The 16,110-nt window shown below is 58.2% G+C and carries 12 protein-coding genes; 2 read left to right on the top strand and 10 right to left on the bottom strand.

The features are described from left to right. Positions 1-81: 81 nt before the first annotated feature. The 6 genes from odhB to sdhC form a co-directional block, all read right to left on the bottom strand. Complete coding sequence (gene odhB, locus ACA049_RS08620) at positions 82-1,302, bottom strand: 2-oxoglutarate dehydrogenase complex dihydrolipoyllysine-residue succinyltransferase (RefSeq protein ID WP_010456848.1); 1,221 nt, start codon at positions 1,300-1,302, stop codon at positions 82-84. 42 nt (positions 1,303-1,344) lie between these two features. Further along, positions 1,345-4,176 carry a 2-oxoglutarate dehydrogenase E1 component gene (locus ACA049_RS08615; protein ID WP_109628636.1) on the bottom strand — a complete coding sequence of 944 codons (2,832 nt, stop codon included), beginning with the start codon at positions 4,174-4,176 and terminating at the stop codon, positions 1,345-1,347. A 259-nt stretch (positions 4,177-4,435) separates the two neighbouring features. After that, positions 4,436-5,140 (bottom strand): succinate dehydrogenase iron-sulfur subunit, encoded by a 705-nt coding sequence (locus ACA049_RS08610; RefSeq protein ID WP_010456852.1) that lies wholly within the window; start codon positions 5,138-5,140, stop codon positions 4,436-4,438. Positions 5,141-5,151: 11 nt separating this feature from the next. Further along, the gene (sdhA, locus tag ACA049_RS08605) at positions 5,152-6,927 is read right to left on the bottom strand and encodes a succinate dehydrogenase flavoprotein subunit (RefSeq protein ID WP_008032662.1); all 1,776 of its coding nucleotides are present in this window, start codon (positions 6,925-6,927) and stop codon (positions 5,152-5,154) included. A gap of 3 nt (positions 6,928-6,930) precedes the next feature. After that, complete coding sequence (sdhD, locus tag ACA049_RS08600) at positions 6,931-7,299, bottom strand: succinate dehydrogenase, hydrophobic membrane anchor protein (protein ID WP_007945134.1); 369 nt, start codon at positions 7,297-7,299, stop codon at positions 6,931-6,933. Next, positions 7,293-7,667 (bottom strand): succinate dehydrogenase, cytochrome b556 subunit, encoded by a 375-nt coding sequence (gene sdhC, locus ACA049_RS08595; RefSeq protein ID WP_082555868.1) that lies wholly within the window; start codon positions 7,665-7,667, stop codon positions 7,293-7,295. The genes sdhD and sdhC overlap by 7 nt, the downstream gene beginning before the upstream one ends. 363 nt (positions 7,668-8,030) lie before the next feature. Between sdhC and gltA the strand changes: the two genes are divergently transcribed. Further along, a complete protein-coding gene (gltA, locus tag ACA049_RS08590; RefSeq protein WP_010456856.1) occupies positions 8,031-9,320 on the top strand; it encodes a citrate synthase in 1,290 nt (429 codons plus the stop codon). A gap of 1,098 nt (positions 9,321-10,418) precedes the next feature. Here the strand turns inward: gltA and ACA049_RS08585 are convergent. The 3 genes from ACA049_RS08585 to ACA049_RS08575 form a co-directional block, all read right to left on the bottom strand. Beyond that, positions 10,419-12,077 carry a cation acetate symporter gene (locus ACA049_RS08585; protein WP_497334650.1) on the bottom strand — a complete coding sequence of 553 codons (1,659 nt, stop codon included), beginning with the start codon at positions 12,075-12,077 and terminating at the stop codon, positions 10,419-10,421. Continuing rightward, positions 12,074-12,385 carry a DUF485 domain-containing protein gene (locus ACA049_RS08580; protein WP_017337238.1) on the bottom strand — a complete coding sequence of 104 codons (312 nt, stop codon included), beginning with the start codon at positions 12,383-12,385 and terminating at the stop codon, positions 12,074-12,076. Before ACA049_RS08580 ends, ACA049_RS08585 begins: the two co-directional genes overlap by 4 nt. Positions 12,386-12,655: 270 nt before the next feature. Beyond that, positions 12,656-13,507, bottom strand: coding sequence for a glycine betaine ABC transporter substrate-binding protein (locus ACA049_RS08575; RefSeq protein ID WP_438662588.1), 852 nt, complete (start codon positions 13,505-13,507; stop codon positions 12,656-12,658). Positions 13,508-13,806: 299 nt separating this feature from the next. On the opposite strand from ACA049_RS08575, the gene ACA049_RS08570 reads away from it, so the two are divergent. Then, on the top strand, positions 13,807-15,402 hold the full coding sequence (locus ACA049_RS08570) for a glycoside hydrolase family 17 protein (protein WP_497334648.1): 1,596 nt from the start codon (positions 13,807-13,809) through the stop codon (positions 15,400-15,402). A gap of 120 nt (positions 15,403-15,522) precedes the next feature. Here the strand turns inward: ACA049_RS08570 and ACA049_RS08565 are convergent, their stop codons facing one another. Next, on the bottom strand, positions 15,523-15,891 hold the full coding sequence (locus ACA049_RS08565) for a hypothetical protein (RefSeq protein ID WP_497334646.1): 369 nt from the start codon (positions 15,889-15,891) through the stop codon (positions 15,523-15,525). Positions 15,892-16,110: the final 219 nt, after the last annotated feature.

Below are 16,110 nucleotides of genomic sequence, written 5' to 3'. Positions count from 1 at the left end.
AATCCCTTTTGGGGATTGTCGTGGGACGAAGCTGGTCATTACAGGAGGGCCGCCCATCACTGGCCGGCCCGTGCAACGAAATCAGATATCCAGCAGCAAACGAGCCGGGTCTTCCAGCAGGTTCTTGATGGTAACCAGGAAGGTCACAGCTTCTTTGCCATCGATCAGACGGTGATCGTAGGACAGAGCCAGGTACATCATCGGACGGATCACGACCTGACCGTTGATCGCCATAGGACGCTGCAGAATGTTGTGCATGCCCAGGATGGCCGCTTGTGGCGGGTTGACGATCGGGGTCGACATCATCGAACCGAAGGTACCACCGTTGGTGATGGTGAACGTACCGCCGGTCATTTCGTCCATCGACAGTTTGCCGTCGCGAGCCTTCTTGCCGAAGGTGGCGATGCCGCCTTCGATTTCAGCCAGGCTCATCAGTTCGGCGTTACGCAGAACCGGTACAACCAGGCCGCGGTCGCTGGAAACAGCCACACCGACGTCAGCGTAGCCGTGGTAAACGATGTCGGCACCGTCGATCGACGCGTTGACAGCCGGGAAGCGTTTCAGCGCTTCGGTGGCAGCCTTGACGAAGAACGACATGAAGCCCAGGCGTACGCCGTTGTGGGACTTCTCGAACAGGTCCTTGTACTTCGAACGCAGGGCCATGACTTCAGTCATGTCGACTTCGTTGAAAGTGGTCAGCATCGCCATGTTCGATTGGGCTTCTACCAGGCGCTTGGCCACGGTAGCGCGAACGCGGGTCATCGGAACGCGCTTCTCGATGCGGTCGCCAGCGGCGAACACAGGAGCAGCGGCAGCCGGAGCAGCAGCCTTGGCAGGCGCGGCAGCCGGAGCGGCTTTCTTGGCAGCAACGGCTGCAACCACGTCTTCCTTGGTCACACGACCGCCTTTGCCAGTGCCGGCAACGGAAGCGATGTTGATGCCGTTCTCTTCAGCCAGCTTGCGAGCAGCCGGTGCAGCAACAGGATCGTCTTCGCCTTCAGCGGCTGGAGCAGCAGCTTGTGCAGCGGCCGGAGCAGCGGCAGCGGCTGGAGCGGCAGCAGCGCCGCCCGCTTCGATGGAACCCAGCACTTCGTCGGACAGAACGGTGTCGCCTTCGTTCTTGACGATAGCGCCCAGCACGCCGTCAGCGGTGGCCAACACTTCCAGTACGACTTTGTCAGTTTCGATGTCGACGATCAGGTCGTCACGCTTGACGGCGTCGCCCGGTTTTTTGTGCCAGGTGGCAACGGTGCCATCGGCAACCGATTCCGGGAAAGTGGGGGCTTTGATTTCGATAGCCATTATCTGTGAGTCCTTAAATTCGGTTTCAGGTGCGCGAAGGCGTTAAACAGTAAAGGCGTCTTGCAGCAGTTTTTCCTGCTGCTCAGCGTGCATCGATGCATAACCACAAGCAGGTGCAGCAGAAGCATCACGGCCGGCGTACTCGAGTACGAGCGACTTGTTGTGATTGCCAACGATGCGGCGCATGTGATGCTGGCTGCAGTACCAGGCACCCTGGTTCATCGGCTCTTCCTGACACCAAACGATATGTTTGAGGTTGGTGTACGGAGCCAGGACTTCGTTCAAGTCGTCCTCAGGGAATGGGTACAGCTGCTCGATACGCACGATGGCGATGTCATCACGACCTTCGGCACGGCGTTTTTCCAGCAGGTCGTAGTAGACCTTGCCGCTACACAGAACAACGCGCTCGACCTTTTTCGGGTCCAGTGCATCGATTTCCGGGATAACGGTCTGGAACGAACCTTCGGCCAGATCTTCCAGGGTCGATACGGCCAGTTTGTGACGCAGCAACGACTTCGGAGTCAGAACGATCAACGGCTTGCGCAGCGGGCGAATCACCTGACGACGCAGCAAGTGGTAGATCTGAGCCGGGGTAGTCGGTACAGCCACCTGAATGTTGTGCTCGGCGCACAGCTGCAGGTAACGCTCCAGACGTGCCGACGAGTGCTCTGGCCCCTGACCTTCGTAACCGTGCGGCAGCAGCATGGTCAGACCGCAGAGACGGCCCCACTTGTGCTCGCCACTGGTGATGAACTGGTCGATAACCACCTGGGCACCGTTGGCGAAGTCGCCGAACTGGGCTTCCCAGATCACCAGCGCCTCAGGCGTGGTGGTCGAGTAACCGTATTCGAACGCCAGCACGGCTTCTTCGGACAGGAACGAATCGTACAGGTCGAAACGTGGCTGGCCTTTGTACAGGTTTTGCAACGGGACGTAGGTGCCCGCGTCTTTCTGGTTGTGCAAGACAGCGTGACGGTGCGAGAACGTACCGCGACCGATGTCCTGACCCGTCATGCGAATCGGGTGACCTTCGAACGCCAGGGTCGCGTACGCCATGGTTTCGGCGTAACCCCAGTTGATCGGCAGGCCGCCGGCTTGCATCTTCTGACGGTCTTCGTAGATTTTCGAGACCTGGCGCTGAACCACGAAGCCTTCCGGAATTTCCAGCAGCTTGGCGGACAGTTCCTGCAAGGTTTTCAGGTCGAAACGCGTGTCGTGACGCGCAGTCCAGGCGTGGCCCAGATACGGACGCCAGTCCACGAACAACTCTTTGTTCGGCTCTTTGACCAGGCTTTTTACAACATGCAGACCGTTGTCCAGCGCGTTGCGGTATTCGTCGACTTTCGCCTGAACACGCTCTGCGTCGAGTACACCGCCCTGGGTCAGACGATCGGCATACAGCTCACGGGTGGTGCGCTGCTTGGTGATCTGCTGATACATGATCGGCTGGGTGCCGCTTGGCTCGTCGGCCTCGTTGTGGCCGCGACGACGGTAGCAGACCAGGTCGATCACCACGTCACGCTTGAACTGCATGCGGTAGTCGATGGCCAGCTGGGTCACGAACAACACGGCTTCCGGATCATCGCCATTCACATGGAGGATCGGCGCCTGGATCATTTTCGCAACGTCGGTCGCGTACTCGGTGGAACGCGAGTCCAGCGGGTTGCTGATGGTGAAACCAACCTGGTTGTTGATCACGATGTGCACGGTGCCGCCGGTTTTGAAACCGCGGGTCTGCGACATCTGGAAGGTTTCCATCACCACGCCCTGACCGGCGAATGCCGCGTCACCGTGGATGGAGATCGGCAGAACCTTCTCGCCGGTAGGGTCGTTACGACGATCCTGACGGGCGCGAACCGAACCCTCGACCACTGGAGATACGATTTCCAGGTGGGACGGGTTGAACGCCATCGCGAGGTGAACTTCACCGCCGGTGGTCATGACGTTGGACGAGAAGCCCTGGTGATATTTAACGTCACCGGAACCCAGCTCGACCTTCTTCTTGCCTTCGAACTCGTCGAACAGCTCGCGCGGGTTCTTGCCGAAGGTGTTGACCAGCACGTTCAGACGGCCACGGTGGGCCATGCCGATGACGATTTCCTTGGTGCCGTAGGAACCGGAACGCTGGATCAGTTCGTCGAGCATCGGAATCAGGCTCTCGCCGCCTTCCAGACCGAAACGCTTGGTGCCCGGGTATTTGGTGCCCAGGTATTTTTCCAGGCCTTCACCCGCGGTGACACGCTCAAGCAAGTGGCTCTTGATGTCGGCGGAGTAGGTCGGACGACCACGCACGCTTTCCAGACGCTGCTGGAACCACTGGCGCTGCTCGGAATCGGTGATATGCGTAAATTCAGCGCCGATGGTGCGGCAATATGTCTGCTGCAACGCTTCGTGAATTTCGCGTAGGCTCGCCTCCTCTTTGCCGATGAACAGGTCGCCGGCACGGAAGGTCGTATCAAGATCGGCATTGGTCAAGCCGTAATGATTGATCGACAGGTCTGCAGGTGCAGGACGCTGCCACAGCCCCAGCGGGTCAAGCTGGGCTGCCTGGTGGCCACGCATACGGTAGGCCTGGATCAATCGCAGCACTTCAACTTGCTTCTTCTCGTGCTCACTGCTCACGCTCCCGGCGGAAACCGGTTGGGCGCGGCGCTGGTTCTTTGCCAGCAGCACGAAATGATCGCGAATTGTGGAGTGCGAAACATCGGTGGCAGAGTTGCCGTCAATAGGCAGCTTCTGAAAGTAGGTGCGCCACTCTTCTGGCACAGCGTTAGGGTCGTGCAGGTAGAGCTCATAAAGCTCTTCCACATAGGCAGCGTTTCCACCTGAAAGGTAGGCGCTGTTCCACATGCGCTGCATCACGCTTTCTTGCATGCTTGGTCACCCTCGGTTAGGGGAACACCACCGGCGTCGACACCGAGCAAACTTGCAGAAGTCCGAATGCAGCGACCAAAACAAGCCACTTAGGATCACGCTGATAGTCCGGGTACCAGCCCGGATGCCCCTGCTTGTCTCATTTCTTCAAAATAAGAGCCGCAGCCTTGTAAGCTGCTGCCCAGGTTAAAACTACGGCGCCGGTTGAAGCCTGCGCCGTAGCATCTACGGGTACAACGGTCCTGCCTTTACAGCTGAATCACACGCCGCTTTGCAGCAGCATGTTACGTACGTGACCGATGGCCTTAGTCGGGTTCAGGCCTTTCGGACAGACGTTGACGCAGTTCATGATCCCGCGGCAGCGGAATACGCTGAACGGGTCATCCAGCGAAGCCAGACGCTCGGCAGTCTTGGTGTCGCGGCTGTCTGCCAGGAAGCGGTACGCTTGCAGCAGGGCAGCTGGACCCAGGAACTTGTCCGGGTTCCACCAGAAGGACGGGCAAGAGGTCGAGCAGCAAGCGCACAGGATGCACTCGTACAGACCGTCGAGCTTTTCACGCTCTTCAGGGGTCTGCAGACGTTCGATGGCCGGAGCCGGCGTGTCGTTCTGCAGGTATGGCTTAACCTTCTCGTATTGCTTGTAGAAGATGCTCATATCGACGACCAGGTCACGGATAACCGGCAAACCTGGCAGCGGACGAACGATCAGCTTGTTACCTTTTACGACAGAAGACAGCGGCGTGACGCAGGCCAGGCCGTTTTTGCCGTTGATGTTCATGCCGTCGGAACCGCAAACGCCTTCACGGCAAGAGCGACGATAGGAGAAACCTTCATCCTGCTCTTTGATCAGGGCCAGCACGTCCAGCACCATCAGGTCTTTACCACCGGTATCGACCTGGAATTCCTGCATGAACGGCGCAGCGTCCTGATCAGGGTTGTAGCGATAAACACTGACTTGCAACATGGCGGCCACCCTTAATAAGTCCGAATCTTAGGTTCAAAAGTCGGAACAGTCTTCGGCGAGAAGTTCACAGCACGCTTGGTCACGCGCTTGTCACCCGGGAAGTACAGGGTGTGGCACAGCCAGTTTTCGTCGTCGCGATCTTCGTAGTCTTCACGGGCGTGAGCGCCGCGGGACTCTTTGCGGATCTCTGCAGCGATGGCGGTGGCTTCGGCCACTTCCAGCAGGTTCTGCAGTTCCAGGGCTTCGATTCGAGCGGTGTTGAACGCCTGGCTCTTGTCGTTGATCTTGACGTTGGCGATACGGCCACGCAGATCAGCCAGCTGGGCAATACCCTTCTGCATGTATTCGCCGGTACGGAATACACCGAAGTAGTTCTGCATGCAGCTTTGCAGTTCTTTACGCAGGGTGGCGACGTCTTCGCCTTCGGTACGCGAGTTCAGGCCATCGAGACGCGCCAAGGCAGCGTCGATGTCGGACTGGCGAGGACGGGCGTAATCAACGCCTTCTTTCAGGGTCTGCTCCAGGAACAGACCGGCCGCACGGCCGAATACCACCAGGTCGAGCAGCGAGTTGCCGCCCAGACGGTTGGCACCGTGAACAGATACGCACGCCACTTCGCCCACGGCGAACAGACCAGGAATGATCTGGTCGACGCCGTCGGCGTCCTGGGTGATTGCCTGGCCATGAATGTTGGTGGCAACGCCGCCCATCATATAGTGGCAGGTTGGAACGACCGGAATCGGCGCCACGGCTGGATCGACGTGAGCGAAGGTCTTGGACAGTTCCATGATGCCTGGCAGACGGCTGTGCAGAACTTCTTCACCGAGGTGATCGAGTTTCAGCATTACGTGGTCGCCATCCGGACCGCAACCGTTGCCGGCGATGATTTCTTTAACCATCGAACGGGCAACCACGTCACGACCAGCAAGGTCTTTCGCGTTCGGAGCATAACGTTCCATGAAACGCTCGCCGTGCTTGTTGATCAGGTAGCCGCCTTCACCGCGGCAGCCTTCTGTAACCAGTACACCGGCGCCGGCGATGCCGGTCGGGTGGAACTGCCACATTTCGATGTCTTGTACCGGCACGCCAGCACGCAGAGCCATGCCGACGCCGTCACCGGTGTTGATCAGGGCATTGGTGGTGGACGAGTAGATACGACCTGCACCGCCAGTCGCCAGTACGGTGGCGTTAGCGCGGACGTAGGAAGTTTCGCCAGTTTCGATGCAGATGACGATCATGCCGACAAAGGCACCGTCTTCGTTCTTCACCAGGTCGACGCCGTAGTATTCGTTGAGGAATACGGTGCCGGCCTTCAGGTTGGCCTGGTACAAGGTGTGCAGCAGAGCGTGACCGGTACGGTCGGCAGCGGCGCACGTACGTGCAGCCTGGCCACCTTTACCGAAGTCTTTCGACTGACCGCCGAACGGACGCTGATAGATGCGGCCCTGCTCGGTACGGGAGAACGGCAAACCCATGTGCTCGAGCTCGAAAACGGCTTCCGGGCCTACGGAACACATGTATTCGATAGCGTCCTGGTCACCGATGTAGTCGGAACCCTTGACGGTATCGTACATGTGCCAGCGCCAGTCATCGTTCGGATCTGCCGAGGCGATGGCGCAGGTGATGCCACCCTGGGCGGATACAGTGTGCGAACGAGTCGGGAAAACCTTGGTAACTACGGCAGTCTTGTGACCACCTTGTGCCAGCTGCAGCGCAGCGCGCATGCCAGCACCGCCGCCGCCAATGATGATGGCGTCGAACGAAAGCGTATTAACGGTAGTAGACATGAATCAGATACCCCAGAGAATCTGCACACCCCAGACGAAGTAAGCGAACATCGCAACGCCGCATACCGCCTGGAAAAGGAAACGTATTGCAGTCGCGGACTTGCCGAACGCCATTGGCGTCAGGTAGTCGGTCGCGATGGTCCACATGCCGACCCAGGCGTGAGCGCCGAGGGCAACGAGGGCCAGGAGACTGAAAATACGCATCCAGTTGCTTGCGAACAGTTCATGCCATTGGGCGTAGCCGATGCCAGGGTTGGCGACGACGTATCCGATCAGGAAAATGAAGTAAGCCGCGAGAACGACCGCAGACACACGTTGTGCCATCCAGTCATAGAGGCCCGAACGCGACAGGTTCGTGACGTTAGTTACCATATCCAGACTCCTGCCAGAACGATTACCACCACGGAAACGGCGATAACGATTTTCGAGCCCAGTTTGCCGCCTTCAAGCGACTCGCCGATGCCCATGTCCATCATCAAATGGCGCACACCGGCAACCAGGTGATACAGCAAGGCGGACAGGATGCCCCAAATCACTAGCTTGGCTAGCGGACTGGTCAGACACGCTTTCACCTGGCCGAAGCCTTCTTCCGAGTCGAGCGACTTGTCCAATGCATAAAGCATGATGGCCAGGCTGACAAAGAGAATGATTCCGGAGATTCGGTGAAGAATGGACGTGTAAGCAGTGACTGGGAGTTTGATGGTCCTTAGGTCTAGGTTTACAGGTCGTTGGCTATTCACGGCTTTTTTTCACACTGAAGAGCCCCTAACAATCAGGGCAAAGTTGTTGGGGAGTGCACTGGTCAGGTACCCACCACCCAGGGAGTGCGACCCCCAGTAAAGCAGGCCCAAAAGCCCCTGGCGGTCGGAGGCCGAGTATAGACAGTTAGGCTACTAATGACAACGCGTTCACCTTCCCCTAATAGCTCATTGCACAAGTTGGATAAAAGGCGTAAATGGCAGTCAATTTCGAGGAAAAAGTCCGGTTAAAGCCTTCTGGAGCAAGACTTTAGGCAAATTGACATTCGAATTTATCTCACTATAGTGGTGCGGGCCCTGCGTGGGGGGTCTGTCTGATGATTTCAAGCATAAATAGGAGGCCACATGGCTGACAAAAAAGCGCAGTTGATCATCGAGGGCGCAGCCCCCGTCGAGCTGCCCATTTTAACCGGCACCGTTGGTCCCGATGTAATCGATGTTCGGGGCCTGACGGCCACGGGCCGTTTCACCTTTGACCCTGGTTTCATGTCGACAGCTTCCTGCGAGTCGAAGATCACCTATATCGACGGCGACAACGGCATTCTGCTGCACCGCGGTTACCCGATCGAACAGCTGGCTGAAAAATCGGACTACCTGGAAACCTGCTATCTGCTGCTCAACGGCGAATTGCCGACCGCAGAACAGAAGGCCCAGTTTGTCAGCACCGTGAAGAACCACACGATGGTTCACGAGCAGCTGAAGACCTTCTTCAACGGCTTCCGTCGCGACGCCCACCCAATGGCCGTCATGTGCGGTGTAGTCGGCGCCCTCTCGGCCTTCTACCACGACTCCCTCGACATCAATAACCCGCAGCATCGCGAAATCTCCGCGATCCGCCTGGTTGCCAAGATGCCGACCCTGGCAGCGATGGTTTACAAGTACTCCATGGGCCAACCCATGATGTACCCGCGCAATGACCTGACGTACGCGGAAAACTTCCTGCACATGATGTTCAACACCCCGTGCGAGATCAAACCGATCAGCCCGGTACTCGCCAAGGCCATGGACCGGATTTTCATCCTCCATGCCGACCACGAGCAGAACGCATCGACTTCCACCGTACGCCTGGCCGGCTCTTCGGGTGCCAACCCGTTCGCCTGTATCGCCGCCGGCATCGCTGCACTGTGGGGCCCTGCCCACGGCGGCGCGAACGAAGCTGTTCTGACCATGCTCGATGAAATTGGCGATGTGTCGAACATCGACAAGTACATCGCCAAGGCCAAGGACAAGAACGATCCGTTCAAGCTGATGGGCTTCGGTCACCGGGTTTACAAGAACCGCGACCCACGCGCCACCGTGATGAAGCAGACCTGCGACGAAGTGTTGAAGGAACTGGGGATCAAGCACGACAAGCAACTCGAACTGGCCATGCGCCTGGAAGAGATTGCCCTGACCGACCCGTACTTCATCGAACGCTCGCTGTACCCGAACGTCGACTTCTACTCGGGGATCATCCTCAAGGCGATCGGCATTCCTACCAGCATGTTCACGGTAATCTTCGCTCTGGCGCGGACTGTCGGCTGGATCTCCCACTGGAAAGAAATGCTCTCCAGCCCGTACAAGATTGGCCGTCCGCGCCAGCTGTACACCGGCTACGAGTCGCGTGATATCACCAAGCTGGAAGACCGCAAATAAGACCTGTCTTGCGATAACGTCTTGAGTTGTACCGGGAACGGCCTCTATTTATATAGAGGCCGTTTTTGTTTGTGCGGTCTGTGCGGTCTCAGCGGCCTTAGGGCCGACTGGGTTTTTGGTTGTGTACATATCCGTTTTTTCGGTCACGGCGACTTAGGGTTCCGCTCTTACAGCGGGTCACTTGGAAGAGCCCCAAGTAACCAAGGGCTCTTGCCCCTTTCGTTGGGTGCCTCGCTGTGGCTCGGCATGCCCTCGCTCCGGTCCTGCTCCGTGGGCCCGCCGCCATCGGCCATCCATGGCCGGGGGCGGCTAACCCGGCATCCATGCCGGGTTGCCCACTGCGCAGAACCTCCACTCGGCCTCTCGAGGGGGCGGTGCATCAAGATCAAAAGCTGCAGGCGAGCTAACGCTCGGCCTGTTGAGTGGTGAACAGCGCGCGTACACCTCCTTACTGTAGGAGCTGTCGAGTGAAACGAGGCTGCGATCTTTTGATCTTGTTGTGGCTTTTGATCTGCTGAGGTCGAACGCACGCATTGCGTAGGTCGGGCAAAGCAACGGCAAGATCAAAAGATCGCAGCCTCGTTTCACTCGACAGCTCCTACAGGGGACGTGTGTGCGCTGGGTTTACGCGTGCACTTGAGCTCAGGTCGGCCGGTCGGCCGCCTTGATCTTGATCTTGCTTTTGATCTTGATCTGCCCCGTAGGGAGGCCGAGCGGAGGTTCTGCGCAGTGGGCACCGCGGCAAGGATGCCGCGGTAGCCGCCCCCGGCCATGGATGGCCGATGGCGGCGGGCCCACGGAGCAGGACCGGAGCGAGGGCATGCCGAGCCACAGCGAGGCACCGTACGTCAGGGGCGAAAAGCGCTTGGTTACTTGGCGCTCTTCCAAGTGACCCGCCGTAAGGGCGGAACCAATAGAAGCCGTTACCGCAGAAATGGATATGTACACCATCAAAAAACTCGTCACCTGACACACAGTCATCGCGAGCAGGCTCACTCCCACAGGAGTCCACGCAACACTCCCCCCAAAAAAAATGCCCCGATCTCTCGACCGGGGCATTTTTCGTTTAACGCAACTTACACAGACAAACGCGAAGCCTTAGTGAGAAACCGCCCCACTCGCCCCCAAACCGGTCTGCGAACGAACAAACTGCGGGAAGAACAGCGCCCGCTCATTAACGCCAGCCGTGGACTTGTCAGTGATCGAGAAGAACCAGATCCCGATGAACGCAATGGCCATGGAGAACAGCGCCGGGTACTCATACGGGAAGATAGCCTTCTCGTGATGCAGAATCTGCACCCAGATGGTTGGACCAAGCACCATCAAACCAACCGCACTCACCAGACCCAACCAGCCACCAATCATCGCACCGCGAGTGGTCAGCTTCTTCCAGTACATGGAAAGCAGCAGCACCGGGAAGTTACAGCTCGCCGCGATGGAGAACGCCAGGCCCACCATGAACGCGATGTTCTGGCTTTCGAACAGAATGCCCAGGCCGATCGCCAACACACCCAGACAAACGGTGGTGATTTTCGAGACGCGAATCTCATCCTTGTCGTTGGCCTTGCCCTTCTTGATCACACTGGCGTAAAGGTCGTGAGACACCGCCGTAGCACCAGCCAGGGTCAAACCCGCCACAACCGCCAGAATGGTCGCGAACGCCACCGCCGAGATGAAGCCCAGGAACACACTGCCACCGACCGCGTTGGCCAAGTGCACCGCCGCCATGTTGTTGCCGCCCAACAGCGCGCCAGCCGCATCTTTAAACGCAGGATTGGTGCTCACCAGCAAGATCGCGCCGAAGCCGATGATGAAGGTCAGGATGTAGAAGTAACCAATGAAGCCGGTTGCGTACAGCACGCTCTTGCGAGCTTCCTTCGCGTCACTCACGGTGAAGAAGCGCATCAGGATGTGTGGCAGGCCTGCGGTACCGAACATCAGCGCCAGACCAAGAGAGAACGCAGAGATCGGGTCTTTCACCAGACCGCCCGGGCTCATGATCGCTTCGCCTTTGGCGTGAACCTTGATCGCCTCGGAGAACAGCACGTTGAAGTCGAAGTTGACGTGCTTCATCACCATCAGTGCCATGAACGAGGCACCGGACAGCAGCAACACAGCCTTGATGATCTGCACCCAAGTGGTCGCCAGCATGCCGCCGAACAGCACGTACATGCACATCAGAATACCGACCAGGATCACCGCAACGTAGTAGTCGAGACCGAACAGCAGCTGGATCAGCTTGCCGGCACCCACCATTTGCGCGATCAGGTAGAACGCCACTACCACCAGCGAACCGCAAGCGGACAGCGTGCGGATCTGGGTTTGCCCGAGACGGTAGGACGCCACGTCGGCAAAGGTGTACTTGCCCAGGTTACGCAGGCGCTCGGCGATCAGGAACAGAATGATCGGCCAGCCCACCAGGAAGCCGATCGAGTAGATCAGGCCGTCGTAGCCGGAGGTGAACACCAGGGCGGAAATACCCAGGAAAGACGCCGCTGACATGTAGTCACCGGCAATGGCCAGGCCGTTCTGGAAACCGGTGATCTTGCCGCCCGCCGCATAGTAGTCGGCCGCCGAGTTGTTACGCTTGGAAGCCCAGTAAGTGATGCACAGGGTCAAACCGACAAACGCCACGAACATCAGGATCGCGGAAACGTTGAGCGGTTGTTTGTGCACTTCGCCAGTCAGGGCTTCAGCCGCCCAGGCGCCAGGTGCAAAGGCTGCGATGCTCAATAGAGCCATTAGACGCCGGATCATTGCTGAGCCTCCTTGAGAATCGCATTGTTCAGGTCGTCGAATTCGCCATTGGCGCGTCGTACGTAGATTGCAGTCAGGATAAAGGCCGAGAGAATCAGCCCGACACCAATCGGTATCCCCCAGGTAATCGAAGATTCAGGGCTGATTTTCGCCCCCAGAATATGCGGCCCGTAAGCAATCAAAAGGATGAATCCGGAGTAAAGCCCAAGCATGATCGCCGAAAGAATCCAGGCGAACCTTTCTCGCTTACTAACCAGCTCCTTGAAGCGCGGGCTGTTTTGAATCGAGAGGTAAATGCTGTCGTTCATTGTTTTTATCCTCGCAGCACAGATGAAGTTGGAACGTGATCCACTCTATGCGGCTGCGGGCCAGGTTCCAGACGACCTTAGTATTAGAACGACATGACAGAATCGCCATTTTCTGGTGTGACGCAACATTTGTAGGAGCCAGGCTTGCCGGCGAAGGCGTCCTCACGATCGCTTCGCCGGCAAGCCTGGCTCCTACAAGAAAAACAAAAGGCCCCTTGGCAGAACTGCCAAGGGGCCTTTAGAGGTGCTGAATAGAGCCTTCAGCTCAAATCACTTGGTCCAGTCTGCAACGCGCTCTGGGTGTTTCGCCACCCAATCCTTCGCAGCCGCTTCAGGCTTGGCGCCATCTTGAATCGCCAACATGACTTCGCCGATTTCGTCTTTCGACGCCCACTGGAAGTTCTTCAGGAACTTGGCAACTTCCGGTGCCTTGGTTGCCAGTTCTTTGCTACCGATGTTGTTTACGGTTTCAGCCGCGCCATAAACGCCTTTCGGGTCGTCCAGGAAACGCAGTTTCCACTTGGCGAACATCCAGTGCGGCACCCAACCGGTCACGGCAATGGATTCATTTTTCTTCTCGGCACGGGTCAACTCGGCAATCATGCCGGCGCCGGAACTGGCCTTGAGTTGATACCCGGTCAGGTCATAATCCTTGATCGCCTGCTCGGTTTTAAGCATCACGCCCGAACCGGCGTCGATGCCGACGATGCGTTTTTTGAAGGTGTCGTCCGTTTTCAGGTCGTCAATGGTTTTGGCCTTGACGTACTCCGGCACGATCAAGCCGATTTTTGCATCCTTGAAGTTCGGACCGTAATCGACGACTTGATCCTTGTTCTTGGTCCAGTATTCGCCGTGAGTCACCGGCAGCCAGGCGGACAACATGGCGTCGAGTTTGCCGGTGGCCACACCCTGCCACATGATCCCGGTGGCGACGGCTTGAAGTTTCACGTCATAACCCAGCTTCTGCTTGATCACTTCGGCGGCCACATGCGTGGTCGCGACGCTGTCGGACCAGCCGTCAACGTAACCGATGCTCAGGGTTTTGCTCTCGGCATTGGCCATCGTGGAGCCAATCGCAAGCACCAGAGCGGCACCGGCGCCTAAAAGTCGTCGCATCTTCATCGTTACTTCCCCGAAAGTGCTGCGCTCGACGGGTGCCGAGTCGCGTCAACGTATTGTTATGGTGCACAGCGCCCCCACCACGCCCACCGCAAACTCGTTCGAACATCAGCGTGATTTTCAATGAGAGCACTGATGCGTCGATCATCAACCTGACGACAACCGCGACCTGCTCTGTCAGCGACCTCAAGGCATCGAGAAACGACATCAGATCGCCATTAATCTAGTGCACAGAAAGCCCACCGGCCAATCCGCCCGAACTTTGCATGTCAAAATCATGCAAGGGCCCAAGCGCGGGGCAAATGCAGGTAACATGCGCGGCTTTGCTCCCAGACGGCCTGACCATGCCCGCGACATCCCGCTTTCCTTTTTTGGCTTATCTTTTCGCTTGCCTGCTGGGGCTGTTTGCCCTCAGCGGCTTCTGGTACGGCCTCGGCAAACCGGTGATTCTGCCGGACGTGGCCAGCGCGACGCATAAGCTGCAATGCGCCTCCTACACCCCTTTTGATAAAGACCAGTCGCCATTCGACGTGCCGTTCAAGTTGCGCCCCGAGCGCATGGACGCCGACCTCGCGCTGCTGGCCAAAAGCTTCGAGTGCATCCGCACCTATTCCATGACCGGCCTTGAGGCGCTGCCCGATTTGGCGCGCAAGCATGGTCTGAAACTGATGATCGGTGCCTGGGTCAACAGCAACCCGGTAGACACCGAGAAAGAAGTCGACCTGCTGATCGCCTCGGCCAACGCCAACGCGGACGTGGTGACGTCGGTGATCGTCGGCAACGAAACCCTGTTGCGCAAGGAAATCACCGGTGCGCAACTGGCGAAGCTGATCAATAAAGTCAAAAGCCAGGTCAAGCAGCCGGTCACTTACGCCGATGTCTGGGAGTTCTGGCTCAAGCACCCGGAAATCGCCCCGGCGGTGGATTTCCTGACCATCCATTTGCTGCCGTACTGGGAAGACGATCCCTCGAACATCGACGCGGCGCTGCAGCATGTGGCTGAAGTGCGTCAGGTGTTCGGCAACAAATTCGCGCCCAAGGACGTAATGATTGGCGAAACCGGCTGGCCGAGTGAAGGCCGTCAGCGCGAAACCGCCCTGCCGAGCCGGGTTAATGAAGCCAAGTTCATCCGTGGTTTTGTCATCATGGCCGAGCAGCAAGGCTGGCATTACAACTTGATCGAAGCTTTCGACCAGCCGTGGAAACGTGCCAGCGAAGGTGCCGTCGGTGGTTACTGGGGGCTGTTCGATGCTGATCGCCAGGACAAAGGCGTGCTGGCCGGTCCCGTGTCGAACGTGCCGTACTGGTCGCAGTGGCTGGCCGTTGGCGGGTTGATCTTCCTTGGCACGCTGATGCTCGGCGGGCGTGTACGCACCACGCGCTCGGCCTTGGTGCTACCGCTGCTCGGCGCACTGGCTGCTTGCTCGATTGGCGCCTGGGGCGATCTGGCGCGTGTGACGACGCGTTTTGCCAGTGAATGGTTGTGGGTGGCGTTGCTGACGGGTTTGAATCTGTTGGTGCTGGCACATGCCGCGCTGACCCTGAGCGCTCGTACTGGTTGGCGTGAGCGTGCGTTCAACGCGCTGGAGCGTCGAGCGGGCTGGCTGGTCGCTGCGGCAGGTTTTGCGGCGGCGGTGATGATGCTGGAGTTGGTGTTCGATCCGCGCTATCGCAGTTTTCCTAGCGTCGCATTTATCCTGCCGGCGCTGGTTTACCTGTGCCGTCCGGTGAGCGTGCCACGCCGTGAAATCGCCCTGCTGACCTTCATCATCGGCGCCGGCATTGCGCCGCAGTTGTTCGTTGAAGGCTTGCAGAACCAGCAGGCCTGGGGTTGGGCGCTGGTGAGTGTGTTGATGGTGGCGGCGTTGTGGCGTTGCTTGCGGGTTCGCAAGGGCTGATCTTCAGCGCAGCGGCTGGCCTCTTCGCGGGCAAGCCTCGCTCCTACGGTATTGAGTCGTTCGTCATTTTATGAACGAGCAGATTCTGTAGGAGCGAGGCTTGCCCGCGAAGACCGACTCTCAGGCGCTACGAGACGCCCGAACCAGGCGCAACCCCGCAATCACCACCGCAAAAACCGCCAAAGTTGTGTTGTACAACGCCAACGCCGGAAACCCGAACGCCAGCGCCAACACCGCCAGCCACCACCCGGCACGGCCCGGAACCACAAAACCGATGATCGCAGCGGCCAGTGCGGCAAAGCCCAATACCTTGAAGTGAATCATCAAGCCCAGGCTCGAACGGATCTGGCATTCCCAGCGGCTCGCCTCATCCACGCAGATGCCAACCCACTGCGCATCCTCCATAAAGCCATAACGCGCGCCATAACTGGCGGCCAGCCATAAAGGCAGCAAAACAAGCAGCAGAATCACAGGCAGACGGCGGGACATGAAGCACTCCAATCAACGAAAACGGCGGCCAGCTTAATCCTCCGACAGCGCGAAGCAAACGCGCGTAACAGATAACTGGTCACGAAATAGCTGCAAAGTGTATCGTCCAGCTACTATTGATCCGAAATACGTCCTGATTGGTGCCGCAGCATGGCACTTTGGCGCAAACCCCGTGGTCATAGCCTGCGAACTTCATTCGGCACCTTCCTCTAAGGGATC

The organism is Pseudomonas sp. LBUM1662 (genome assembly GCF_059695915.1).
Note: the sequence above shows the minus strand (reverse complement) of the source record. Positions and strands in the feature narration are given on the sequence as shown.